Source organism: Pseudomonas sp. A-RE-19 (assembly GCF_019956555.1).
Taxonomy (GTDB): Bacteria; Pseudomonadota; Gammaproteobacteria; order Pseudomonadales; family Pseudomonadaceae; genus Aquipseudomonas.
In genome coordinates this window covers 170385-194260 of record NZ_JAHBDQ010000072.1, presented here as the reverse complement: position 1 = coordinate 194260, position 23876 = coordinate 170385, and the positions used below count along the sequence as shown (strand labels likewise).

At 55.9% G+C, this 23876-nt stretch carries 27 protein-coding genes; 19 read left to right on the top strand and 8 right to left on the bottom strand.

Annotation, left to right across the window (positions count from 1 at the left end):
• Positions 1-86 precede the first annotated feature (86 nt).
• Positions 87-860: an ABC transporter substrate-binding protein gene (locus tag KGB14_RS28360; RefSeq protein WP_223491034.1), complete on the bottom strand. Its 774-nt coding sequence runs from the start codon at positions 858-860 to the stop codon at positions 87-89.
• A 104-nt stretch (positions 861-964) separates the two neighbouring features.
• Between KGB14_RS28360 and KGB14_RS28355 the strand changes: the two genes are divergently transcribed.
• Positions 965-1174, top strand: a complete 210-nt coding sequence (locus KGB14_RS28355) for a hypothetical protein (RefSeq protein WP_223491031.1) — start codon at positions 965-967, stop codon at positions 1172-1174.
• A 359-nt stretch (positions 1175-1533) separates the two neighbouring features.
• Here the strand turns inward: KGB14_RS28355 and acs are convergent, their stop codons facing one another.
• A complete protein-coding gene (gene acs, locus KGB14_RS28350; RefSeq protein WP_223491029.1) occupies positions 1534-3489 on the bottom strand; it encodes an acetate--CoA ligase in 1956 nt (651 codons plus the stop codon).
• A gap of 608 nt (positions 3490-4097) precedes the next feature.
• Between acs and KGB14_RS28345 the strand changes: the two genes are divergently transcribed.
• The 8 genes from KGB14_RS28345 (at position 4098) to KGB14_RS28310 (ending at position 11269) form a co-directional block, all read left to right on the top strand.
• On the top strand, positions 4098-4361 hold the full coding sequence (locus KGB14_RS28345) for a DUF2790 domain-containing protein (protein ID WP_223491027.1): 264 nt from the start codon (positions 4098-4100) through the stop codon (positions 4359-4361).
• 184 nt (positions 4362-4545) lie between these two features.
• Positions 4546-4782 (top strand): hypothetical protein, encoded by a 237-nt coding sequence (locus tag KGB14_RS28340; protein WP_223491024.1) that lies wholly within the window; start codon positions 4546-4548, stop codon positions 4780-4782.
• A gap of 471 nt (positions 4783-5253) precedes the next feature.
• Positions 5254-6504 (top strand): ribonucleotide-diphosphate reductase subunit beta, encoded by a 1251-nt coding sequence (locus KGB14_RS28335; RefSeq protein WP_007934889.1) that lies wholly within the window; start codon positions 5254-5256, stop codon positions 6502-6504.
• 102 nt (positions 6505-6606) lie between these two features.
• The gene (locus KGB14_RS28330; RefSeq protein ID WP_223491022.1) at positions 6607-7659 is read left to right on the top strand and encodes a ParA family protein; all 1053 of its coding nucleotides are present in this window, start codon (positions 6607-6609) and stop codon (positions 7657-7659) included.
• On the top strand, positions 7659-8345 hold the full coding sequence (locus KGB14_RS28325) for a hypothetical protein (protein ID WP_223491020.1): 687 nt from the start codon (positions 7659-7661) through the stop codon (positions 8343-8345). The genes KGB14_RS28330 and KGB14_RS28325 overlap by 1 nt, the downstream gene beginning before the upstream one ends.
• 381 nt (positions 8346-8726) lie before the next feature.
• Positions 8727-9260, top strand: a complete 534-nt coding sequence (locus tag KGB14_RS28320) for a Bro-N domain-containing protein (protein ID WP_223491017.1) — start codon at positions 8727-8729, stop codon at positions 9258-9260.
• A 120-nt stretch (positions 9261-9380) separates the two neighbouring features.
• Positions 9381-10094, top strand: a complete 714-nt coding sequence (locus KGB14_RS28315) for an HNH endonuclease signature motif containing protein (protein WP_223491015.1) — start codon at positions 9381-9383, stop codon at positions 10092-10094.
• Positions 10095-10279: 185 nt separating this feature from the next.
• Positions 10280-11269, top strand: coding sequence for a hypothetical protein (locus KGB14_RS28310; protein WP_223491013.1), 990 nt, complete (start codon positions 10280-10282; stop codon positions 11267-11269).
• A 7-nt stretch (positions 11270-11276) separates the two neighbouring features.
• Here the strand turns inward: KGB14_RS28310 and KGB14_RS28305 are convergent, their stop codons facing one another.
• Both KGB14_RS28305 and KGB14_RS28300 read right to left on the bottom strand, forming a co-directional pair.
• Complete coding sequence (locus tag KGB14_RS28305) at positions 11277-12443, bottom strand: hypothetical protein (RefSeq protein WP_223491011.1); 1167 nt, start codon at positions 12441-12443, stop codon at positions 11277-11279.
• A gap of 114 nt (positions 12444-12557) precedes the next feature.
• Entirely contained in the window at positions 12558-13376 is an 819-nt protein-coding gene (locus tag KGB14_RS28300; RefSeq protein WP_223491009.1) for a sulfite exporter TauE/SafE family protein, read from the bottom strand.
• A gap of 263 nt (positions 13377-13639) precedes the next feature.
• On the opposite strand from KGB14_RS28300, the gene KGB14_RS28295 reads away from it, so the two are divergent.
• From KGB14_RS28295 to KGB14_RS28285, 3 genes are all read left to right on the top strand, one after another.
• Positions 13640-14407: an AraC family transcriptional regulator gene (locus KGB14_RS28295; protein ID WP_223491007.1), complete on the top strand. Its 768-nt coding sequence runs from the start codon at positions 13640-13642 to the stop codon at positions 14405-14407.
• 93 nt (positions 14408-14500) lie between these two features.
• Positions 14501-14818: a helix-turn-helix domain-containing protein gene (locus KGB14_RS28290; RefSeq protein ID WP_223491005.1), complete on the top strand. Its 318-nt coding sequence runs from the start codon at positions 14501-14503 to the stop codon at positions 14816-14818.
• 11 nt (positions 14819-14829) lie between these two features.
• On the top strand, positions 14830-15090 hold the full coding sequence (locus tag KGB14_RS28285) for an XRE family transcriptional regulator (protein ID WP_223491003.1): 261 nt from the start codon (positions 14830-14832) through the stop codon (positions 15088-15090).
• Positions 15091-15143: 53 nt separating this feature from the next.
• Here the strand turns inward: KGB14_RS28285 and KGB14_RS28280 are convergent, their stop codons facing one another.
• The gene (locus KGB14_RS28280) at positions 15144-16202 is read right to left on the bottom strand and encodes an MBL fold metallo-hydrolase (protein WP_223491001.1); all 1059 of its coding nucleotides are present in this window, start codon (positions 16200-16202) and stop codon (positions 15144-15146) included.
• A gap of 213 nt (positions 16203-16415) precedes the next feature.
• Here KGB14_RS28280 and KGB14_RS28275 point away from each other — a divergent pair, with 213 nt between their 5' ends.
• Both KGB14_RS28275 and KGB14_RS28270 read left to right on the top strand, forming a co-directional pair.
• Positions 16416-17024 (top strand): TetR/AcrR family transcriptional regulator, encoded by a 609-nt coding sequence (locus KGB14_RS28275; protein ID WP_223490999.1) that lies wholly within the window; start codon positions 16416-16418, stop codon positions 17022-17024.
• A 139-nt stretch (positions 17025-17163) separates the two neighbouring features.
• Positions 17164-17709, top strand: a complete 546-nt coding sequence (locus tag KGB14_RS28270; protein WP_223490997.1) for a DUF1003 domain-containing protein — start codon at positions 17164-17166, stop codon at positions 17707-17709.
• A gap of 6 nt (positions 17710-17715) precedes the next feature.
• Here the strand turns inward: KGB14_RS28270 and KGB14_RS28265 are convergent, their stop codons facing one another.
• Positions 17716-18657, bottom strand: a complete 942-nt coding sequence (locus KGB14_RS28265) for a LysR family transcriptional regulator (protein WP_223490995.1) — start codon at positions 18655-18657, stop codon at positions 17716-17718.
• 15 nt (positions 18658-18672) lie between these two features.
• Here KGB14_RS28265 and KGB14_RS28260 point away from each other — a divergent pair, with 15 nt between their 5' ends.
• Positions 18673-19380, top strand: a complete 708-nt coding sequence (locus KGB14_RS28260) for a CTP synthase (protein WP_223490993.1) — start codon at positions 18673-18675, stop codon at positions 19378-19380.
• Entirely contained in the window at positions 19377-19700 is a 324-nt protein-coding gene (locus KGB14_RS28255) for an antibiotic biosynthesis monooxygenase family protein (RefSeq protein ID WP_223490991.1), read from the top strand. The genes KGB14_RS28260 and KGB14_RS28255 overlap by 4 nt, the downstream gene beginning before the upstream one ends.
• Before the next feature lie 124 nt (positions 19701-19824).
• Here the strand turns inward: KGB14_RS28255 and KGB14_RS28250 are convergent, their stop codons facing one another.
• On the bottom strand, positions 19825-20151 hold the full coding sequence (locus KGB14_RS28250) for a DUF2025 family protein (RefSeq protein WP_223490989.1): 327 nt from the start codon (positions 20149-20151) through the stop codon (positions 19825-19827).
• 236 nt (positions 20152-20387) lie between these two features.
• Here KGB14_RS28250 and KGB14_RS28245 point away from each other — a divergent pair, with 236 nt between their 5' ends.
• The 3 genes from KGB14_RS28245 to KGB14_RS28235 all read left to right on the top strand — a co-directional run bounded on the left by KGB14_RS28245 (position 20388) and on the right by KGB14_RS28235 (position 23360).
• A complete protein-coding gene (locus KGB14_RS28245; protein WP_223490987.1) occupies positions 20388-21515 on the top strand; it encodes a glycerophosphodiester phosphodiesterase in 1128 nt (375 codons plus the stop codon).
• Positions 21516-21719: 204 nt separating this feature from the next.
• Entirely contained in the window at positions 21720-22025 is a 306-nt protein-coding gene (locus KGB14_RS28240) for a PepSY domain-containing protein (RefSeq protein ID WP_223490985.1), read from the top strand.
• Positions 22026-22184: 159 nt separating this feature from the next.
• Positions 22185-23360 carry a GAF domain-containing sensor histidine kinase gene (locus tag KGB14_RS28235; RefSeq protein WP_223490977.1) on the top strand — a complete coding sequence of 392 codons (1176 nt, stop codon included), beginning with the start codon at positions 22185-22187 and terminating at the stop codon, positions 23358-23360.
• Here KGB14_RS28235 and KGB14_RS28230 read toward each other — a convergent pair.
• Positions 23357-23791: a hypothetical protein gene (locus KGB14_RS28230; protein ID WP_223490975.1), complete on the bottom strand. Its 435-nt coding sequence runs from the start codon at positions 23789-23791 to the stop codon at positions 23357-23359. The genes KGB14_RS28235 and KGB14_RS28230 overlap by 4 nt on opposite strands.
• Positions 23792-23876 lie beyond the last annotated feature (85 nt).

Here is a 23876-nt window from a genome sequence, read left to right as displayed (position 1 = left end):
CAGGTCCTCGAAAGTTGGGATGAAAAAATGGCGCAAACCTCAGAGATCCTGTTGCTTGCGCCATTTCGCACGTGTTGCGGGGACGATTACTTGCCGTAGATATCGAAGGCGAAGTATTTGTCCTGGATTTGCTTGTACTTGCCGTTCGCGCGAATGGCCGCGATGGCGGTGTTGATCTTGTCTTTCAGTGCGTCGCCCTTGCGAACCGCGATACCCACGCCGTCGCCGAAGTATTTGACGTCGGTGAAGGCCGGGCCCACGAAGGCGAAACCTTTGCCGGCGTCGGTTTTCAGGAAGCCGTCATCCAGCAAGGTCGCGTCTGCCACGGTGCCGTCGAGGCGACCGGCGGCCACGTCGAGGTAGATTTCGTTCTGCGAACCGTAAGGCTTGATCTCGGCACCCAGCGGGGCCAGGACTTCGCGGGCGAAACGCTCGTGGATCGAACCCCGTTGCACGCCGATGTTCTTGCCCTTGAGCTCAGTCAGATTGTCGCTGACCTGAGTGCCGGCCTTCATGACCAGGCGAGCCGGCGTGTTGTAGTACTTGTTGGTGAAGTCCACAGACTTCTTGCGGTCTTCAGTGATCGACATGGACGACAGAATCGCGTCGATCTTGCGCACTTTGAGTGCCGGGATCAGGCCGTCGAATTCTTGCTCGACCCACACGCACTTGATTTTCATCTCTTCGCACAGGGCGTTGCCGATGTCGTAGTCGAAACCCACGATGCTGCCATCCGGCGCTTTGGAGGCGAACGGTGGGTAAGCTGCTTCGATACCGATTTTTACGGGCTTGTCATCGGCGAAGGTCGGCAGGGACAGCACGGACAGTGCCAGGGCGCCAAGCAGCACAAGTTTCTTCATCTTGGGACTCCATCGGTAAAGGGCAAAAACGGCAGAGTGAGCGACAGCCCAATATGCGAATGGGTTAAACAGAAAAAGCGATGCTGCGTCCTAGGATGACTGCGATGGATTTCAACGCAGGCAACGACGAGCGAGTGATCGGCATTCTAACGACAGGCCCGAAGCCGATATTTCTTCAATGCGACAACAAATTACAGATGCACCGAGAAAGCCGCTTGGGCACGTTGACAGCCTTGCAATTTCATGCAAGAGCAAAAGACAGTGAACCGATCTATATTGCAAATTGCGGGCCTATTATTGGCAAACCCTTCTAATCCGGCAAGCGCAGCGTTGTGTCTTATTTTTCATGGCGGGTTGGGAGGCCCTGAAACGGGGCTTTGCGTTTCCCAATGCCTCGTTGTCGGGCGTTTGGTTACACATTTAGTTACTTGAAGGGGGATGGGTAACAGTGGGAAAGCGCCGACGGGGGAAGCCGATAATTATTGGTAGTTGTTTATGTGTTGCCTATCAGATCGCCTTCGCGAGCAGGCTCGCTCCCACAGGGAACGCATTCCAAATGTGGGAGCGAGCCTGCTCGCGATGAGGACAGAACGACCAACACAAAAATCCAAAGCATAAAAAAACCCACCAGGCTCAACACCTGGTGGGGCTTCGATGACTCAGGAATCGGCGCTTATGCGACGTTCATGGTCTTGTGCGTATCAATCAAATGTTGCACCACGCCCGGATCGGCCAGGGTGGAAATATCACCCAACCCGTCGTATTCCGCCGTCGCAATCTTGCGCAGAATCCGGCGCATGATCTTGCCCGAACGGGTTTTCGGCAGCCCCGGTGCCCACTGAATCACATCAGGCGAAGCAATCGGACCGATCTCTTTGCGTACCCAGTTTTTCAGCTCCAGGCGCAGTTGCTCGCTCGGCTCTTCGCCCGCATTCAACGTGACGTAGACATAAATGCCCTGCCCTTTGATGTCGTGCGGCACACCCACCACCGCCGCTTCGGCGACTTTCGGGTGAGCGACCATCGCGCTTTCGATCTCGGCGGTGCCCATGCGGTGCCCGGAAACGTTAAGCACGTCATCCACGCGACCGGTGATCCAGTAATAACCGTCCGCGTCACGACGCGCACCGTCACCGGTGAAGTACATGCCACGGAACGTCTTGAAATAGGTGTCGACGAAGCGGTCATGGTCGCGATACAGCGTGCGCGCCTGGCCTGGCCACGAATCGAGAATCACCAGGTTGCCCTCGGCAACGCCTTCGATGATGTTGCCCAGGTTGTCCACCAGCGCTGGCACCACACCGAAGAACGGCCGTGCCGCAGAGCCAGGTTTCAGCGCGTGAGCACCCGGCAATGGGCTCATCAGGGTCGCGCCGGTTTCGGTCTGCCACCAGGTGTCGACGATCGGGCAACGGGATTGGCCGACATTCTTGTAGTACCAATCCCACGCCTCCGGGTTAATCGGCTCACCGACCGAACCCAACAGACGTAGGCTGCTGCCATCGGCGCCTTCAACAGCGGCGGTGCCCGAGGCCATCATCGCGCGGATCGCGGTAGGCGCGGTGTAGAGGATGTTGACCTTGTGCTTGTCGACGATCTTCGCCACCCGGGTGATGTCCGGATAGTTCGGCACGCCTTCGAACAGCAGCGTGGTCGCGCCATTGGCCAACGGGCCGTAAACGATATAAGTGTGGCCGGTGACCCAACCGACGTCGGCGGTGCACCAGTAGATTTCGCCCGGACGGTAGTCGAACACACGCTCGTGGGTCATCGCCGCATACAGCAGGTAACCGCCGGTGGTGTGCTGCACGCCCTTCGGCTTGCCAGTGGAACCGGAGGTATAAAGGATGAACAGCGCTTCTTCAGCGCCCATCTCTTTCGGCGCGCACACACTGCCCGCCACTTTCATCAGGTCTTCGTACCAGATGTCGCGATGCTGGTTCCACTTGATGTCGCCACCGGTGCGCTTGCACACGATGACTTTCTGAATGCTGCTGGTTTCCGGGTTGGTCAGCGCATCGTCGACGTTGGTCTTCAGCGGGATTTTCTTGCCGGCACGAATGCCTTCATCGGCGGTGATCACCACTTTGGATTTGCAGTCGATGATGCGACCAGCCAGGGCTTCCGGCGAGAAACCGCCGAACACCACCGAGTGAATCGCGCCGATCCGGGTGCAGGCCAGCATGGCGACCACGGCTTCGGGGATCATCGGCATATAGATCGTCACCACGTCACCGCGATGCACGTCCTGGCCGCGCAAGGCGTTGGCGAACTTGCAGACTTGTTCGTGCAGCTCGCGGTAAGTGATGTTGCGACTTTCGGCAGGGTCATCCCCTTCCCAAATGATCGCGATTTGATCACCGCGCTCGGCCAGATGACGGTCGAGGCAGTTGTAGGAAACGTTCAGCGTGCCGTCGGCGAACCATTTGATGTCGACATGGTGATCATCGAAGGACGTCTGCTTCACCGTGGTGAAAGGCTTGATCCAGTCGAGGCGCTTGGCTTGTTCGCGCCAGAAGCCGTCCGGGTTGACGACCGACTGCTGGTACATGGCCTTATAGGTGGCCTCGTCAGTCAGCGTGTTGGCTGCTACCTCGGGACGAACGGGATACAAAGAAGCCGCACTCATCTTTCTTACCTCGGTGGAATAGTTGTTTTTGTATGACCCCAGTTGTAGCCGGGCCGCGCCTATAGAACCATTCGACGATGGTAGTAACAAGCCCCTACATAATGTGGCTATACCGCGACGAGGGGCTCAAGCCCGGCTCTTCACGGCCCCCGTAAGAGCTGCGATCTTTTGATCTGCGCTCTTTTAAAGTCAAAAGATCGCAGCCTTCGGCAGCTCCTACAAAAAGCCGGGTACACCTGTGATCGCGCGGATGTACGCACCCCGTAGGAGCTGGCGAAGCCTGCGATCTTTTGATCTTCGGCTCTTTTAAAGTCAAAAGATCGCAGCCTTCGGCAGCTCCTACAAAAAGCCGGGTACACCTGTGATCGCGCGGTGGGAATCGGCGGGGTCGCGATGATTGTTACCAAATTTGCCAAAGGTGTTTATCAAAAGCACGGCTATATGCACGCCACCCCCAGGCCTAAAATCAGCCTCGCCAACACGGCATTGTGATTAACCCAGTTGCAGCCCCCACGAAGGCAGTTAATCCAAGACTCTTTATTAAAGCTCCACACGCAATCCCAAAAAGATTGCGTGACCCCACTCGACCTTAGAAAGGTAAAACTGAAATGAAAGCTTTATTGGTTCTGGCCCTCAGCAGTCTGTGCGCAACCGCCATGGCAGACGAGGTTCCGACTGATGTCGCACAGCAAAAACCCGCCATTGAGGATTACACCTACTCCACCCACCTGGACATCGCCAAAGTTATATCGATGAGCGAAATCCCGAATGTCTGCGAAGTAGTTCCGGTGAAAATGGAATACGACGACTCCAAAGGTCAGCGGCATATTCTGCGCTACAGCGTCATGGGTAACGGCTGCTCTAACGGCTGATCCACCCCTTTTATCTCCAAGGCTCGACCCATCCGCCCGCTTTAAAGGCAGATGAAGCGCCGGGCCTTATATCGATAAATACGATTACTTTTAGCATTTATTTGCGCTTTTTAATCAAAATTGTTGGCGTAGCATGAATTCCACACCCAAGGCACAAAACGCCAACGAACCTGGAGCCACTACCATGAAAACCAAACTGATCCTCGCCCTGACCCTCTCCGTCCTGGCTGCCAACACCTTCGCCGCCGACGGCTACGACCGCACTGGCTCGTCTGCTTTCACCACAGAAGCAGCTGTCGCTTCTGACGGTTACGACCACACCGGTTCGGCCTCTTTCGCGGCTGACGGCTTCGATCACACTGGCGCTGCCAAAGTCGCTGCTGATGGTTCTGACCGCGTAGGTGCATCTCGTTACAGCTGAAAACTGAACGCGACCTCACAGCCCGACTTCGGTCGGGCTTAGTCATTTACAGCTAGAAAAAACTGACGAAATACATTTTTGGTGCCTCTCCTGCCTTCAGGCCCAGCACACGCTAGCCTCACGTCGTCTCCTCCTGCCTCTTTCCACAGGTGCGGCAATCGGATCAAAAAAAACGATCTGAAACCTCATCAAAAGTCTCTATACTCACCGCCGTTGATTCGGCCGTAAAATATTCTCATACGGGTCTCAACCCTCGGTAAGCCAAGCCCCATGCGGCTGGTGGGCAATACGTCCTACCACAATGCGTCTAGGCGGCTTGCTCCGACAGAATCCATGTATTGCGTGCGTATAGTTTTACTACTGCAAGCTACATTTCCTTTAGATCCAACGCGGCCAGAAACGGCTGTGTGAAAAACCAACCTATCAGTTTTCACACGGGCAATCTGGCCCTCACGCAGGAGACGACACGTCATGCTGAGCTGGGACGAATTCGACAAAGAAGATGACGGCGAAGTCGCTGTAAAAGGCGCCAATGCCGGCCACGCTTCTGAAGCCAACATGGACCGCCTCGACAGCGCCGGTGGTGCCGCCGCTCAAGAGGCCCGCGCCGTGACCGCGACGGACTCCGCCGCGATCGCTCGCGCCAAGGCTGCCCTGGATTCCCTCGACGTCGCCGAAGGCCTCGCCGAACTGGAAGGCGCCTCCGCCCGTGTAGCTGTCGATGAAAAGCGCATGATCAACTGCCGCGCCGACCTCAACCAGCTCGTCCCGTTCAAGTACGACTGGGCCTGGCAGAAGTACCTGGACGGCTGCGCAAACCACTGGATGCCGCAAGAAGTCAACATGACCGCCGACATCGCCCTCTGGAAAAACCCGGAAGGCCTGACCGACGACGAGCGCCGCATCGTAATGCGCAACCTCGGCTTCTTCTCCACCGCCGACTCCCTGGTTGCCAACAACCTGGTCCTGGCCGTGTACCGCCTGATCACCAACCCGGAATGCCGCCAGTACATCCTGCGCCAGGCCTTCGAAGAGGCGATCCACACCCACGCCTACCAGTACTGCATCGAATCGTTGGCCATGGATGAAGGCGAGATCTTCAACATGTACCACGAGATCCCATCGGTCGCGAAAAAAGCCACCTGGGGCCTGAAATACACCCGTTCGATCTCCGATCCGAAGTTCGAAACCGGCACCGTCGAAACCGACAAAGAGCTGCTGCGCAACCTGATCGCCTACTACTGCGTTCTGGAAGGCATCTTCTTCTACTGCGGCTTCACCCAAATCCTCTCCATGGGCCGCCGCAACAAAATGACCGGCGTCGCCGAGCAGTTCCAGTACATCCTGCGCGACGAATCCATGCACCTGAACTTCGGCATCGACGTGATCAACCAGATCAAAATCGAAAACCCGCACTTGTGGGATGCTGAAATGAAGGAAGAAGCTTCGCAGATGATTCTGCAAGGTACTCAGCTGGAGATCGAATACGCTCGTGACACCATGCCTCGTGGGGTGTTGGGCATGAATGCGGCGATGATGGAGGATTACCTGAAGTTCATCGCTAACCGTCGGTTGTCGCAGATTGGTTTGAAGGAAGAGTATCCAGGGACGACTAACCCGTTCCCTTGGATGAGCGAGATTATGGACTTGAAGAAAGAGAAGAATTTCTTTGAGACGCGGGTTATTGAGTATCAGACGGGTGGGGCGTTGAGCTGGGATTGACGATGGCGTAGCGCCATGACATAAAAGCTTACCTACATGGACTGTGGTGAGCTCAATAAAAGCCCCGCACATGCGGGGTTTTTTATCATCTGGAGCAAAAAAATGCCTAGAGCAAAGAAAATAAAAAAAGACACTAAAACACTCACCTTCTACAACAATAAAGGTGGCGTTTCAAAAACCACTACATTATTTAACGTTGGTGCATATCTCTCAAAGAGTGGTAAAAAAGTATTATTTATCGATGCCGACTCTCAATGCAATCTTACAGAATTATTTTTTGCTAACGACACCGACTACTTTGATGATCCATCTAAAAAACTGCCAGGCCACTCAATACTTGACGTATTTAGACCACGACTGGATGGCGCAGCAGCAAGAATAGATGTAAAAACAATAGAGCTTGCAGAATCAAATATCTATTCAAAATTATTCTTAATTAGAGGTGACATAGAGTTCAGCGCCCAAGCTGAACCATACTTCGGGGCATCCATAAACCAAGCGATCACGACTAACATAAACGAAAAAAACACCTACATTAGTTTCCGAAGATTGATCAAAGATCTTGGCGAGGAGCTAGACCTCGACTACATTCTGATTGATCTTGGCCCAAGCACCGGCGCGATTACTCGACTTGCCTTCCTGGCATCTGACAAATTTATTATACCTGTAACACCAGACAGGTTTTGCTATCTGGGAATCAATACACTACCCAAACTGATAGAAGACTGGATAAAGCACGACAAAATAATACTAAGCACACTAGAACCATACGGAATTGAAAGCAATTACGGCTCACCAGAATTTTGTGGATTAATCAATCAAAACTTTCAGGTTCATAAATCCCTAATTAAAGAATCATATCAAAAATGGTCAAAAAAAATAAAGACCGAAATAAAATCCAAGCTTATGGGGTCAAAAATAATACGAATAAAAGCTAATATTTCCGACCCTATAATTTGCTCAATTGAAAACCTTGGACAACTTGTCCCAGTTTCTCAAATGCTAGGAAAAGCCATCTTTGACCTTACCCAGTCTGACTCAGCACTAGCGTCAAAAAGTGGCATTCAGTTTTATGGAAGTGTCTGGGCGCCTTGGGAAAAGAAAATAAAAGCTTATCGGAGCGAAATCCAAAAAATCACCGAGGCTATTGAGTGATGGCCTACTCATACTTTGCATTCTTGGACGTCATGGGTTATCGCTACTATTTAAGCAAGGACGAACAAAACGGCACCGAAGTATTTAAAGAAAAACTAATAACATCCTATAGAGCCTTTGAGCAAATCGACCTTGCAACACTAAGACACAAAAGTATATCTGATTCACTCTTTATGAGTTCTTCCTCCAACATAGTAGGATTTTTAAAAGCAACGAAAGATGTTTACCTTAGATTTTTGGAAAATGGCTTATTGATAAGAGGAGGCATAGCTTATAATAAGCACTTTGAAAACCAACATATAACGTACAGCCATGCACTAACAGACGCATACAATCTAGAATCGTCTAAATCGTTATTCCCAAGAGTACTTATTCATAAATCGGTCATAGAAAAACTTGAAAACGAGAGTCAAGGCCAGGCACAAAGCCAAGAACTTGACCAACTCATAGAGCAAAATTTGATTTTGCGGTGCGGAGAGCACTACCAACTTCACATTGTCGACACCGACAACTGGAGACAAGTTTATGAAAATGCGAAGTCCGTTTATCTTGAAAATGAAATCGACATAAAAAAAGATCCAAAAATATTTGAGTACCATACTTGGTTACAAAATTACATATTCCATTTCAAACCTACACGCAGCAAGAAACAAAAATACATTGAATCTTTTCAATTTTTAAGTTAGCGCGCTCACAACCAACAGTTACAAGTGGATATGATCAAAAGCATTGACCGTCAATATCGATACATCTACCCTGCAAACGGTGCCTAAGAAACACCTCACACAGCGGACTGACCGCACCCGACAGAAGCGGCTTTTTTGTGCCTACGGTTCCCCCGTGGGCATCAAAAAAACTCTGTTATGCCGGGAGTGGACGAATACAAGACCCGAAAGGGGAATATGTCCGGCCCTCTGTGTGGGGTTTCTTAACTCCCGGCACCCAGCCCTAAGAAAGCTGACATCACACAGAGGTAAAGGATATGCCTAAAAATGTCTCCTTCTCTCCGAAGGAAATCTGCTTTAGCCGCTTCGTTGTCTATGCGCTTCCACCCCTGGAGGCTCGCCATGTCTGATCCCTTCATCCCCACAGTATTCACCCGTCATAATCTGCACCTTCACGCCCTCCTCCTGGAAAACCAGCCATGGTTCTGCGCCCGCGATTTGGGTCGCTTAATGGGCTTCCATCTGAATGATCGTGTCGTCAGCAAGCTGGATGAAGATCAGCGGCATACGCTGTTGATTGAATACCACGGCCAACCGGAGACACGGCTGATGCTCAGCGAGTCCGGTGTTTATGCATTGCTGGTCTATCACTACGCGCCAGGGAATCGGTTATTGCGTGAGTGGTTGACTCATCAAGTGGTGCCAGCTCTGCGTGATGCGGGGCAGTCGAAGAACACGGATCGGCCGATGTTGAGTTTGTTGGATTGGCCGGAGATGTCATTGAGTCTGTTGCATTGGCAGGATGAAGGCTGGATTCGGCTGCGGGACATGCCTTATCTGTTGCTCAATCGCACACGGCGGCGGGTGCCGGTGGTTAAGCCTTGGTGGCGGAAGGTTGTGGAGGTGTTCCAGTCTTCGAAGCATTCGGTGGGTTAGAGCGACGGTGCATTTGTAGGATCGCTTGAGCGATACGTCGGTCTTTTCTGTAGGAATTTTCGTAGACAGGTGTAATGGCCACTCAGTATCGTCCGAGGGTTTTCAACCCTCGGCGATTGTATGGACACTCCAAAAGAAAGAACGGGCTGGGATGATCAGGAGCTTGAGGCTTCGGTTGATGCCTATCTAAAGATGTTGAGTCTCGAGCAGAGCAATCAAACGTTCAAGAAGGCTGACGAGAATCGTCTTTTACGCGAAGGACCGTTGAGCAAGCGTAGCGCCTCGTCGGTTGAGTACCGCATGCAGAACATCTCCGCCGTGATGGAACAAATGGGTCTGAGCCACATTGTTGGCTATGTATCTGCAAAAAACGTCGGCACCGGGATTGGTAACCGAATTCGAAAGATCCTTGCCGAAAAAGATATCGAAGCATTTCGCAAAAAACCAACACGAGCCAGCCAGCACTTTACGTATCGGCTGTTAGAGGCTCAGACACCTCAATTTGATGATGCACCTGAAGGCATTCTGAATCCCAACCAGACCAGCTCCGCAACCATTAGGTATTCGCGGGCACGAAGGATCACTGATTGGGTATTGAAGCAGTCTCAAGGCTTCTGCGAGGGATGTAATCAAGCAGCTCCTTTTCTGTGTGCTGATGGATCGCCATACCTTGAAGTCCATCATGTTAAGCCTTTGGTTCGTAAAGGTTCGGATCGTCCAAGGAACGCAGTCGCTCTATGCCCGAACTGTCATCGACGTTGTCACCATTCGAGCGACCGGGATGAATTTACTGCCTCGCTTTATACAAGGGTGAAGAGACTGAAACCCGAGTAATTGAGCTGCATGTGATTTGTGGCGCTAGGCTTGATGGCTGTGGTGATTTTGGGAATCGCGAGCAGGCTCGCTCCCACAGGTTTGGTGTGTTGCCACAGAATTTGCGGTGTGTTGAAAACAGTCAGTGCAACCCGCCTCGCCTCCCGCTATTAATACCCTTCCCCACTCAAGGACCCGAGCCCGCCATGAAATTCGACCTCGCCTACTGCCTCAGCCTCGACGACAAGCTGTCGATCTATGACGTGCGCGATTTGAATTTCGACGAAACCATGGAGTTCGATTCCGCCAAGGAGCACTTCCAGTGCCCCAACGATGCCTGCCGTTCGGCGTTTGATGCGACCAACGTGTTGGGGACGTTCAACGCCAAGAATGTGAATTACGTGCGCACGCCGCACTTCAAGAACATTCCCAGCACGCGGCATGTCGAGGGTTGTCCTTATGTCAGTCTGAAGACGCCGGCGTCGGGGCTGGAGGCGGATGGTGCGGAAACGGATGACAGTCGGGAGGAACATTTCCCGTCGGAGTTGTTACTGACTCGGCGTGAGTATGTGCGCAAGCCGTCCAGCCCGGCGGTGGCGGCGGATGTTATGCGCGATGAGCCGCGATTGCCTTCAGCGGCCAGTAACGTCGAGCATCCGAGCCGGGAGTCGGCGCCGGACAAGACCAGTGTCTTCGCCCATCCGGTGGAGTGTTTTGTGTCGAACTTCGAGGACAAGGAGCTGCTCAAGCGCATGCCGCTGAAGATTGGCGAGCACACGGCGCCTTATGGGTCGTTCTTCAAGAAGATCGAATATCTGCAGGACAACAAGGGGCTGATTTACTGGGGCAAGATCAAGGAGATCAAGGATTACACGCAGAGCTTTCGCATCGATTTCGAACAGAAGGTCTGGTTCAAGCAACCGGACGAGGCGAAGAAGAAGCCTTACTCGGTGAACGTTTACTTGAGCAAGAAGCTGATCGACAACTACCGCAAGCGCAAAGCGTTTCTGGAAGAGATCAAGCACGCCGTCGACAGTGAGGCGCAGTTGTATTGCTTCTTTTATGGCGTGACGCCGGAGTTGAAGCAGGTGCCGAGCAAGAAAAACCCCGAACAGACGTTCGGGGTGTTTAGCGCGAATATTGAGAACCTGGATCACTTCATTATTCGGGAAGCGCCAGGGTTGGCGGACAAGTAAATTCGCCTCAGGGCAGTTGCAGCGCTACGCCGCCGGGGTGTTGTTTGATGAGGTTGTAGGGCAGAACGCTCCATTCAACATACCCACACGAAGCGGCTACATGAGGAAATGATGGCTCTAGCTTGATGCCGTTTTCGGCGAAATGCCAAGACAGGAAACGCCACGGATCGACATCACTGTAGGCACAGTCTTCATCACTGGTCATTTGATCCGGATAGAGCTTACTGAGCTGGGCCACCAACCATGGCGCGAACTCATTGGAGCGGTACGCAGAAAACGCGGTGAACGTGTCAGGTGACTGATCGCTTTCACCGTAGAGCTCTTCGTAATGCAGTGGTTTCCCCTCTCCCACCCAAAGAATATCTTCAAGTACTAAAGGCTTGCCGGTCTTGGCATCCAGGTTGAGCGGCACATCGTTCTGATCCGGGTAAGGGCCGCCACAGCTGTACTCAGTACCGATGTTCACGCTGATGACCGAAGGCGTCATCAACAACGGTTTGATCGTTTGGTGATAGAAATTCACGCCACCGCCGGCGAGACATCCGTAATAACCCACTACTTCCAGCCACAAGCGCCCCATCAACTGTTGATTGATCCGCTGACGCTCCTCGGCGGTGTAGCCCGAAACGACTTCAAACAGCGTCGTCTTTGTTTGCGGTTCGCTCCACCATTGCAGTGAGTAGCCATTGAACGTTTCTGTCTTTCCTTGTTTGAGCTTCATGCCTTGAAGGCGCAGATATTCGTACGGCTCGGTTTCATGGAGTTTGGCTAGGTAAGGCAGAGTACCGGCGGGCATTACCGGCAATTTGGCTTCCACCAACTCTATCTTCAGAGTTTTTCCTTCATCGTTGCTCCAATCCCCCCAAAATCTATTGGGCTCGATATTCAGATGAATTTGAGGCCGAGGTGCTTTCTCTCCGTAACGCTGTTCACCCTCATCGAGTACCAGCATCTCTCCATCCTTGATGCCACTGAGCACCAGGTCCTTGCGGTATTTCTGATAGAAATAGCGACCACTTATGTTTTCAGCGTTAGAAGTATTCAGTTCCAGCACGATCGGCATCTTGCCCAGGGTGCCGGTAAACACTCTTCTCCCATCCTCGGCATGAGCAATGGAACACAGCATGAGTAACAGCACGGCGACTGGTGCCAGACGTAACAATCCTTTGAGCATTGATCGATCCCTGAATGAGTCGGAAGCTGCGCCGGGCAGATTGAATGCGGCGCAGGTTGAACGAGGACGGATTATGGCGAGGTTGCAGGGGGGAATCGAGCCTCATCGCACGTATCACTTCATCGCCATACTCAGCATCACCACCACCAGCAAACCTATATAAACCCGCGCATGCACCCGATCCGGTATCCGCCCGATCCATGGCGTAGCCAGCCGAATCCCCACCAACGACCCAGCCGTCAGCACCGCAAACGCCAGCACATCCACATAACCGACAAACCACGCCCCCAGATCAAATTCGGCAACCCCCGCCATGGCCATGTAAGTCAGCGTCCCGGCCACCGCAACCGGCAGACTCAACGGATTGGCCATGGACGTCGCCTGAGACATGCTCAACCCACAACGCCGCAGCAACGGCACGGTCATGACGCTGCCGCCCACGCCGAGAAACGTGGCGATGGTGCCGATGCCTACACCGCCGCCAGTCACTTCTACCCTGCCCAATCGCCGTGGGATTACGGCGTCGGACTGTGTGAGAAAACCGCGTCGGAACAGGCAGTCCAGAATGGTCACGCCGAGGTAGGCGATGAAGGCAAAACGGATCAGCTCGCCGCTCGCCCACATCGCTGCAACGGCTCCGACGATCGCGCCCAGGCCGATGAACCCGCCCAACGGCCACACGTAATGGCGAATGAGGTTACCGGCGCGGTGATGTTTTCCGGTGGCGATCAGGGCATTGACGATCATCACGCAGGTCGAGGTGGCCACGGCGATGTGCATCGCCGATTGGCCGATGGGGTCGTCAGCGCCGTGGCTGGCCGTGAGCATGCGGTACAGCAAGGGCACGACGACGAAGCCGCCGCCGAAGCCGAACAGCACGGCGGTGATGCCGGTCATGCAGCCGAAGAGTGCCAGCAAGAGGTAGAAGAACATCGCACATCGTCCGTTGGTTGAGAGTGGCCGACGATAGAGCGCTGGGGCTTGGTCTATCGCCGGTAAGTTAAGTATCCATGTGGGAGCGGGCTTGCTCGCGAAGACGGCGGCACAGTCAACATTGATGTCGCCTGACACACCGCTTTCGCGAGCAAGCCCGCTCCCACATGGATTGCTCTTAACTTACTGATATTTGGGCTTGGCCCGCTTCAGCAAGTCAGCCAATAATGTTTGCGTTTACGCCAACCGCTGGAGGCCGCTCGATGCGCAATGTTTCGATTGATCTGCTGGACGCCACACCACGGCCGGTGGTGGCCATTGGCACGGATTACCCCGACGGGCAGCTGTTGCCGCGTCATACCCACCGGCGGGCGCAGTTGTTGTACGGCGCCACGGGGGTGATGCAGGTGAGCACGCACGACGGCAATTGGGTGGTGCCGCCGCAACGGGCGGTGTGGATTCCGCCGGGGGTGGCGCATGAGGTGTTGATGCTGGGGGTGAGCACGCGCAGTTTGTATATCGAACCGGGGGCGGTTGATCTGGGCGAGTGCTGCCAGGTGATCAGTGTTTCGCCGTTGATGCGGCATTTGCTGATGGAGGCGGTGGAGGTTGCGCTGGAGTACGACGAGGCCGGGCGCGACGGTGCGTTGATTGATTTGCTGCTGCATGAACTGGCTCGTAGCGCTCACTTGCCGCTGCACATTCCGCTGCCTGTCGATTCGCGGCTGCTTGGCTTGTGTCAGACGTTTCTCCAGCAACCGAACGCTCATCAATCGCCGCAACAATGGGCCGATCAGTTGCATGTCAGCCTGCGTACGTTCAATCGCCTGTTCCGCCAACAGACCGGCCTGAGTTTCAGCCAATGGCGGCAGCAGGCCTGTGTGGTGCTGGCATTGGCGCGGCTGGCGGTGGGCACGCCGGTGACGCGGATTGCCCTGGATTTTGGCTACGACAGCCCGGCGGCGTTCTCGACCATGTTTCGTCGTGTGCTGGGGCAGGCACCGTCTGTCTGGTTGGAGGGGGCGAAATAGAACAAATCAAAAAATGAGTTTGATCCGGGCCAAAAACAACTGTACAAAAACACAGTACATTTTAAATCAGCACTCTCGAGCCCGGAGAACACCATGGCCTCTCTTGCGATGAAAATTACCCTGGAACGTATCGCCCTCTTCCAGTTCACCCCCGCCCACTGCGCCCAGGCCCGAGCGATGCTGGGCTGGAGTGTCGAAGAGTTGTCTGAAGCGTCCGGGGTTTCCGTTGATGCCATCCAGCGTTTCGAAGCGGAGCGTGATGTGCTGGATGTCACCCGGCTGGCGTTGGCGTATCGGTTTGAGTCGGAAGGTCTGGTGTTTTTTCCGGGATTTGCGCCGGGCAGAGGGATGAATGTGAAGGGGTCGACGCCGGATCCGGTGGGTCGTGCGGATTATGCGATGGTTGAGTGAGGTTTCAGCGAATGAATGAAAACGACGAAAGTCATTGCGGTGTCGATGACACAACGAACTCGGCCGACGCTGGTGAACTGCGGGCCAAAGCCGAATACGTCATGAAGATAGGCCTGCTTCTGGAAGCCGGTCAGTTGACCAGGGCTCAGGCCGCGCAAAGGCTCGGGCTGTCTCTGGAAGAACTGGATGAAATACTCCATGGAAAGTTTCGCGATTTAACCATCGCAAAGATTTCGGAATACCCGGATCTGCAGGTGGGCGAACGCAATTAGCTCAATGGCGCAGCCCGGGCCGCTATCCTGGCAAGCGGCCCGGCAGCACACCGTCAAGCGTTCTGAGGCAGCACCTGATCGCTTGCATCGTCCAGCCCCAGCCACCATGCGCGACCCTGCTGCGGATACCTCACATTAAATGCCTCGCCCATGGGCGGAGTGGTGATGGATACGCTGCGCTCCCACGCCAATGCAAGGATACGGTCGAAAGGTTCGTACCAGGTGTGCATCGACAGGTCGAAGGTGCCGTTGTGGATCGGCAGCAACCAGCGACCTTTAAGATCGAGGTGCGCTTGCAGGGTTTGTTCGGGCTGCATATGAACGTGAGGCCACTCGACGTTGTAGGCACCGGTTTCCATGAGCGTCAGGTCAAACGGGCCGTACTGCTCGCCGATGTGTTTGAAGCCGTCGAAGTAGCCGCTGTCGCCACTGAAGAAGATCCGCGTGTCGCCGTCGATCATCACCCACGACGCCCAAAGGGTGCTGTTGCCATCGAACAGGCCACGACCGGAAAAGTGCTGCGAAGGGGTGGCGACGAATTGAAGGCCATCGACCTCGGTGCCCTGCCACCAATCCAGTTGGCGCACTTTACTGGCGTCGATGCCCCACTTGATCAGGGTGTCGCCCACGCCCAGCGGCGTGAGGAAGTATTGGGTCTTGTCCGCCAGTTTGAGGACGGCCTGATAATCGAGGTGGTCGTAGTGATCGTGGGACAGGATCACTGCTTCAATCGGCGGCAGGTCTTCGAGGCTGATCGGCGGTTGGTGGAAACGCTTGGGGCCGGCCCACTGCACCGGTGAGGCGCGCTCGGCGAAGACCGGGTCGGTGATCCAGAATTTGTCTCGCAGTTTCAGCAGAACCGTGGAATGGCCGAGGCGATAGACGCTGTGGTTGGGCGCGGCGATCAACTCTGCCTGGGTCAGGGTTTGCACCGGAACGGGAGTGGATGGACGGGTGTCCCGTGGCTTGTGGAAGATCATGTTCCAAATGATGCGCATGGTTTTGCGAAAGCCTTCGCGCTGCACCGGCACATGGTTTCGGTACTGCCCTTGAGCCTGTCGAGACGCTTCAGGCGTTGAGGCGTTATCCGCTGGGGAAGTTGAAGTGGCCATGACTGAATGACTCCAGAAAACCGCACATTGGCGATTTCTTGCTTGGGACGATAAATGGCCAAGGCATGCACGCATCAGCCGCAGATTCTATATTTTACTGGGCAGGATTAACAAAACATTACACTGCACAGTGTAGTTTCAAGGTTGCATCAAAGCCGATCACAAGTAAACTGCCGAGTGTAATTCTCCGATTTTTCCTTTCGAAGCGTATTTATGACAGCTCCACAGCGCCTCACCGACCGTAAACGCGAAGCCATCATTCAGGCAGCGATTGCCGAATTCCGTGCCAACGGTTTCGACATCACCAGCATGGACAAGATCGCCGCCACCGCCGGTGTATCGAAGCGCACGGTGTACAACCACTTCCCGAGCAAGGAAGAGTTGTTCGCCGAAATTCTCAATCAATTGTGGGCGCGGGTGACGGCTGAACAGGAAACGGCCTACCGCCCTGACCTGCCCCTGCGCGATCAGTTGCGCCAGATGTTGCAGGCGAAACTGCAGATGCTGGCCGATGACAATTTTCTCGACCTGGCGCGAGTGGCGATCGCCGCCACCATCCACTCTCCCGAGCGCGCGCAGAACATGGTCGCCCGTATGGGTGAGCGCGAAGAAGGCCTGACCGTGTGGATTCGCGCTGCCCAGGCCGATGGCCTATTGAGACCGGTCGCACCCGAGTTCGCCGCGCAACAGGTCCAGGGACTGCTCAAGTCCTTTGCGTTCTGGCCGCAGGTATCCATGGGCCAGCCAGGCTTGTCACCTGAGATGCAGCACACCGTTGTGGAGTCGGCGCTGGACATGTTCCTGGCCTGTTATGAGCTCTGAGTCGAGCTGCAAGAAATGACAATGTCCGCCGCTTTATCGCTGACCGGTCGTTCTGAGTAGAAACACCTAAATGTGTTTCAGAATGAAACTGGTGCTGGCGCTATAGTGTGCTCAGTCCCAGCGCCATGCAGAGAGCACCATGAGCACCCCGACCCGCGAAACCAATATAGAACCTACCGGCCCCGTCGATCACCTGCGCTTCCATCGCCCCCACGCTCATCTGGCACCCACTTTCGGTACCGACCGTTTTGCCCTGCGCGCCGAGGCGTTTGCGCGGTTCTTCGGCACACCGATGTTTCTTGGCGCCCAGACCCTGATTGTGGTGATCTGGATGTGCCTGAACGTGTTCGGCGTGACAAATTTTGATGTGTACCCGTTCATCCTGCTCAACCTGGCGTTCAGCCTGCAAGCGGCCTATGCCGCGCCGCTGATTCTGCTGGCCCAGACGCGTCAAGCGGCGCGGGACAAGGCCCAGTCAGACGCCGATGCGCGACATCGTGAAGCCTTGGCCGTGGCCAACAGCGATCGTCAGGCTCAGGCTGCGCGACACACCGCGCAACTGTTGGAACTGCTGGAGCAAAACACTCGGCTCACCGAAATCACCAAGACCCTGACCGAGCGCATCGAAAGCCTGACCTCGGAAATGCATCAACACTTCGTAGGCAAAGAGCCGCCGAAGGCGTGATCCGACTCAAGGCCACTTCAGCGCCCGCCCCAACTCATCGAACAACGTCACCACCGAGCGCAACGCACGGCAGTCCGGGCGGGTCAGCAACCACAGTGCGGTGTCGTAACCGTGCAAAGGCTCGGTCAATGGTTGCAGGCCTTCACCGATGAGGAAGTCCGGCAACGCCGCGACACCCAGCCCGGCGCGCACTAACTCAGTCACCGACAACATGCTGTTGCAGCGATAACCGGGTGTCACACCGGGCAACTGCTGACGCCGCCATGCGACGGTGGGGTGATCAGGCAGAAAGTCGTCCGGGGCAATCCAGGTCAAAGCGGCCAGGTCGTGGGAATCGACTGATTGCAGATACGCCGTGCTGGCACAGACCCGGTAGGAAATATCCGCCAGACGCCGACCCACCAAATGTTCGGGGGGCGTGCGGGTCAGCCGCAAGGCGATGTCGGCATCGCGGCGGCTGAGGTTGGCGAAGTCGTTGGAGGTGCACAGTTCAATGGTCAGCGCCGGATAGGACGGCATGAACCGCGCCAGCGCCGGCAACAACACACTTTGCAGGACTGAATCGGTGCACGTCAGGCGCACCGTGCCGCTGATGATTTCACCGCCCTGCTCCACGCCAATGCGCGCCGCCTCCAGCGCTTGTTCGGCGCGTTCAGCCTGCTCGGCCAGCGTCTGCGCCAGAGTGGTCGGCAGGTAACCGGCGCGGCTCTTTTCGAACAGTTGCTGGCCCAGCGCGGCTTCCAGTCGGCGGACGGCTCTGAACACCGTCGAGACGTCGACTTTCAACAACGCCGATGCCCGCGCCAGAGATCCGCCACGCACCAGGGCGAGGATCAGGGACAGGTCCGGGTAGTCCAATCGATAGTGCGTCGCTGCATTGATCACTTGGGATAACGCCAATATTGATTGCGTGAACGCCAATCTATAGTGGGGGCCAGGAATCAACAAGCGTCGAGATCACTCATGGAAACCAGCGCCATCCGCATTGCCCTGATCGGCGATCACGACCCTCAGGTCACCGCCCACCAAGCCATTCCCGTCGCCCTCGGCATGGCCGCCGAACACTCAGGCAAGGACATACAGTTTCAATGGCTGGCCACCGACAGCATCAACGCCGAGACGCCACTGGATGACTTCGATGGCTTCTGGTGCGTACCCGGCAGCCCTTATCGCGACATGGACGGCGCGCTACGGGCGATTCGTTTTGCGCGTGAGCAGCAGCGACCGTTCCTCGGCACTTGTGGCGGCTTTCAGCACGCGGTACTCGAATTTGCCCGCAATGTTCTGGGTTGGGAAGATGCCGAACACGGCGAGACCTCGCCCGAGGCGACGCGGGCGTTACTCACGCCGCTGACCTGTTCGCTGGTGGAGGCGGTCGACAGCATTCACTTGGTTGAAGGCTCGTTGATCGCCAAGGCGTACGAAAGCGCGGAGATTCGTGAGGGATATCACTGCCGTTATGGCGTGAATCCCGAGTTTGAACGGGAGCTCCTGAAGCAACAGTTGCACGCCGTTGGCCACGATTCAGCGGGGGATATGCGGGCGGTGGAGCTAAAGGGTCATCCGTTCTTCGTCGCGACGCTGTTCCAACCGGAACGCGCCGCGCTCATGGGCATTTTGCCGCCGTTGGTCCGGGCGTTGATCGAGGCCTGTGCGAGGCAAAAACCATGATCGCCCAGACACCTGCAACCCCCTACTACGCAGTGATTTTCACCTCGCTGCGCACCGACGGCGATCATGGTTACGAACAGGCCGCCGAACGCATGGTGGAACTGGCCCGTGAGCAACCCGGCTTCCTTGGCGTGGAGTCGGCTCGGGGTGCGGATGGGCTTGGGATTACGGTGTCCTACTGGGCCAGCGAAGCGGCGATCCTGGCCTGGAAACACCATCCTGAGCACAGCGCGATTCGTGAGCGCGGGCGTTCGACCTGGTATGCGGCGTGTCATACGCGGGTGTGCAGGGTTGAGCGGGCGTATCTGTTTGAGCAGTAACAGTTGCGGTGTGCTTTAGGCCCCATCGCGAGCAGGCTCGCTCCCACATTAATTATGTGTCGATCACAAAACCAATGTGGGAGCGAGCCTGCTCGCGATGGGGCCAGCCAAATCACCGCAATATTCAACCCCGCACCAAACTCCTCACCGCCGTAATCTGCGGCACTTCCCGCCGATTCATGTACACCCGCAACGGTTCAGTGATGTTGATCCGGTCGTCGATGTTCTGGTCCAGCAGCAACTGAATCAGTTCGCGCTTGAGCGTCATGGCCTGCTCGGGGCCGGGAACCCAGACGAATTCACTGGTGGGGATGATGCCGTCATCAGCCACGTCCATGCCGAACGAGTCTTCGCTGAAACGAACGATGTATTGGCCAGTCTTGCGATTGAGGCCGACGAAGCCTTTGAGTTGGTCGGCGGCCTGGCAAATGAGCTGGGAAGTGATGCGCATGATAAACCTCACAGAAGGTCGTAAAGGACCGGTGATCGATGGTTTACACGCAGGGCAAGCGAACGGATTTCCCTCTGCCGGGGAAATAGCCGGGGCCAAGAGTACTGCAAAGAACCGCACAAAAGCGCAGAAAAGATCTGCTTTAAACACGTTTATGTCGGTCTTGCGATAGCGCAAGCGGCGTTCAGTTGTTAAAAGAGACGTCTTAGAAAATCTAACGCAAAAGGACTTCGACCATGCCTGCCACCTTCACCAAGAGCGCCCTGCTGCTGAGCCTGATGCTCGGACTCGGCCAGGCACAGGCCGCCAACGAGCCAAGCCCCACCGCTCTGGCGACCCGCCTGGGCATTCCGCACCCGGCGGTGATTGCCCACCGTGGCGCATCCTTCGATGCACCGGAATCCACCGCCGCGTCCTACAAACTGGCTCGCGATCTGGGTGCCGACTACCTGGAAATGGACCTGCAACGCAGCAAGGATGGCGTGCTGTTCGCCCTGCACGACAACAACCTGCAACGCACCACCGACGTCGCCACCAAGTTCCCGGAGCGCAAGGACAGCCCCGCCAACGAATTCACTATCGCCGAACTCAAAACCCTGGATGCCGGCAGCTGGTTCAACAGCGCTTACCCGGATCGCGCGCGTCCGTCCTACGCGGGTCTGAAGATCCTGACCCTGGATGAAATCATCGACATCGCCCAAGGCAATCCGCTGCACAAGCCTGGCCTGTATATCGAGACCAAAGAGCCAAAGCAGTTTCCCGGCATCGAACGCGATCTCAAGGATAAGCTCCAGGATCGCGGCTGGCTGAGCCCGACCGGCTCAAAACTGGCGAAGAGCGAACTGGCGGTCGGCCAGGGCAAAGGCAAAGTGGTGCTGCAAACCTTCGAAAAGAGCAGCCTCGAACTGCTCGAGAAAGAAATGCCGCAAGTGCCGAAAATCCTGCTGTTGTGGGTGGGCGAAGGCAGCATCGAGCCGAAATCCAAAGTGACCTTCGCCGAGTCCGGTGACAAGGACAAAGCGACCTACTACGCCAGGCAGGAGCCAAAAGACAAAGCCGAATTCCAGCAATGGGTCGAGTACGCCAAGGCCCAGGGCGCTATCGGCACCGGGCCTTCGGCTGCGTTGACCAAGGGTGGCGATCAGAGCTATTCGGACCTGGTGAAACCCTGGATGAACCAGTTCACCCACGATCAGGGCCTGCTGGTACACGTCTACACCATCGACGATGCCGTGGACTATCAGAAAGTGGCGGATGCCGGCGTCGATGGCATCTTCACCAACCGCGCCAGCGAACTGCTGAAGTTCTATAAGCGTCCGGCAGCGGCGAGCGTTGCGCAGTTGTTGCAGAACAACGGGTATTGATTCGAGACCGTGGCGCCTGCTTCGCGGGCAAGCCTCGCTCCCACAAGTTAGTGTTACACCACAATATGGTGATCGCCACGTAACCTGTAGGAGCGAGGCTTGCCCGCGAAGCTTTTAAGCCGACGCCACGAGCAATTAAGGGTGAATTAAGTTGCGCTGTTTAACCTGATCGCACTTAAACAGTTCATCCAAGGAAAGAACTTAATGAAAACCTTAACTGCCCTGTTCACCGCTGCTGCCCTGACCCTCACCGCTGGCCTGGCCCAGGCTGACGTTCGTGTCGACCAGATCCCTGAGTTGGTCAAGAGTGGCAAAATCAAACCCCTGGAAGAACTGAACCAGGCCGCCCTGAAGTTGCACCCGGGTGCCACGATTACCGACACCGACCTGGATAACCACTTCAACGGTTATGAATATGAAGTTGAACTGCGCAGGGCTGACGGCACCGAGTGGGACGTGGACTTTGATGCCACCACCGGCAAGGTACTGAGCAACAAACAAGACTCGTGATTGAACTGCAAAAAAGCCGCACGACTTTCGGGTCGTGCGGCTTTTTTGCGTTCGGCGTCAGCCCATCCGCGGAAGTGACGAACGAAGTCGCGCCATTTCGCGCAAGCCCGCTAGAATCCCTCCAGACCATTCGGCATGTTGAAGTAGAGAACGACGGATATGGGGCAAACAGCGGCAGCAGACATCGCCACGATCAGCCGGATCAGCGCGGTGCCGGCAATTCTTCAGGTGATCAGTGAGCTGACTGGCTTGCGGTTCGCGGCGGTGGCCCGTGTTACCGAAAACACCTGGACCGCCTGTGCGGTGCTCGATCGACTGGGTTTCGGTTTGCAGGTAGGTGGTGAACTGGAGCTGGTTTCCACCCTGTGCCACGAAATCCGCCAGGGCCACTCGGTGGTCATCGACAAGGCCAGTGAAGACCCGCTCTACCGCGATCCCCCCACGCCCCGCACCTATCCATTCGAAAGCTGCATTGCCGTGCCGATATTGCGCACCGACGGACGCTTTTTCGGCACCCTTTGCGCCCTTGATCCCGATCCTGCGCCGCTCAAGTCCAGCACGATTCAGAGCACCATGGAATCGTTCGCCCGGATGCTCGCGCTGCAGATCGAGGCCGAAGAAAACCTGCAGCGCACTGAAGCGGCGCTGATCAAGGAACGCCAAACCGCCGAACTGCGCGAACAATTCATCGCCGTGCTCGGCCATGACCTGCGCAACCCCTTGTTCGCCATCAGCGCCGGCGCCGAAATGCTCCTGCGCAAACTGTCCGACCCGGCGAATGAGCAACGGGCCCAACACATCCTCACCAGCGCCCAACGGGCGACCAAACTGGTGGACGACGTGCTGGACTTTGCGCGGGGTTCACTGGGCCGAGGCATTCCGGTGAACATCGAACCGTGCCCGGACCTGGGCGATGCATTACGGCATGTGATTTCCGAGATCCAGAGCATTCACCCTAAACGCATCATTCAGTCGTCGATTGGCGACCTGAGCGACATCCATTGCGACCGCGAACGGGTCACGCAATTGCTCTCCAATCTGCTGGCGAATGCCGTTGTCCACGGAACTCCCGATGGCCCGATCGAGGTCAGTGCGCAGGTCAAGGAAGGACACTTTGTGCTGAGCGTAAAAAACCACGGGCGGATTGCCGAGGATGCGCTGCCGCACCTGTTCCAGCCCTACTCGCGACCAGCCGGCACAACACCGCAGGCCGGCCTCGGGTTGGGGTTGTACATTGCCAGTCAGATTGCGCAGTCCCATGCCGGGAAACTGGAAGTGCTATCGACCGAGCAACAAGGCACGACGTTTACCTTCAGCTTGCCGCCACGGACTTAAGCGGTGGTGCTGACCACCGAGCCCGACGTGCTGCCCCCCTCATCCTGCAACGCCTGCAACAACGACGCCGTTACCGTCTGCACTGAAGCCGAAGTGGCCGCAACCTGCGACTGAGCCGCCGCGACGTTCGCAGCTTTGGCTTCAGCGCTTTCCTGCTTGGCCTGGGCCGCTTGCAGTTGCTGCTGTTGTTCCTGCAATTGCTTTTGCAGCTCGGCGAGTTGCTTGCGCAACTCTTTCACCGTATCGGATTCGCTACTGCTGGAACTGCTGTCGCTCGACGCAGGTGCACCGCCAGCGGCAACCTTGGTGGTGTCGCTGGACGCCTCAGTCGTCGCTGCGACTGAGGTGTCTTCGGTGCTGTCGCTGATCGCGGTTTTGCTTGAAGGGGTCGACAGGGTCTGGTTGATCGAAACGGAGCTGATGCTGACCATGGGATTTATCCAATGTGGCGTTTGGGTAAATCCGTCATCGACGGGCACGGCACGAACTTGAGAGTGACTGTGTACCGACTCGGTA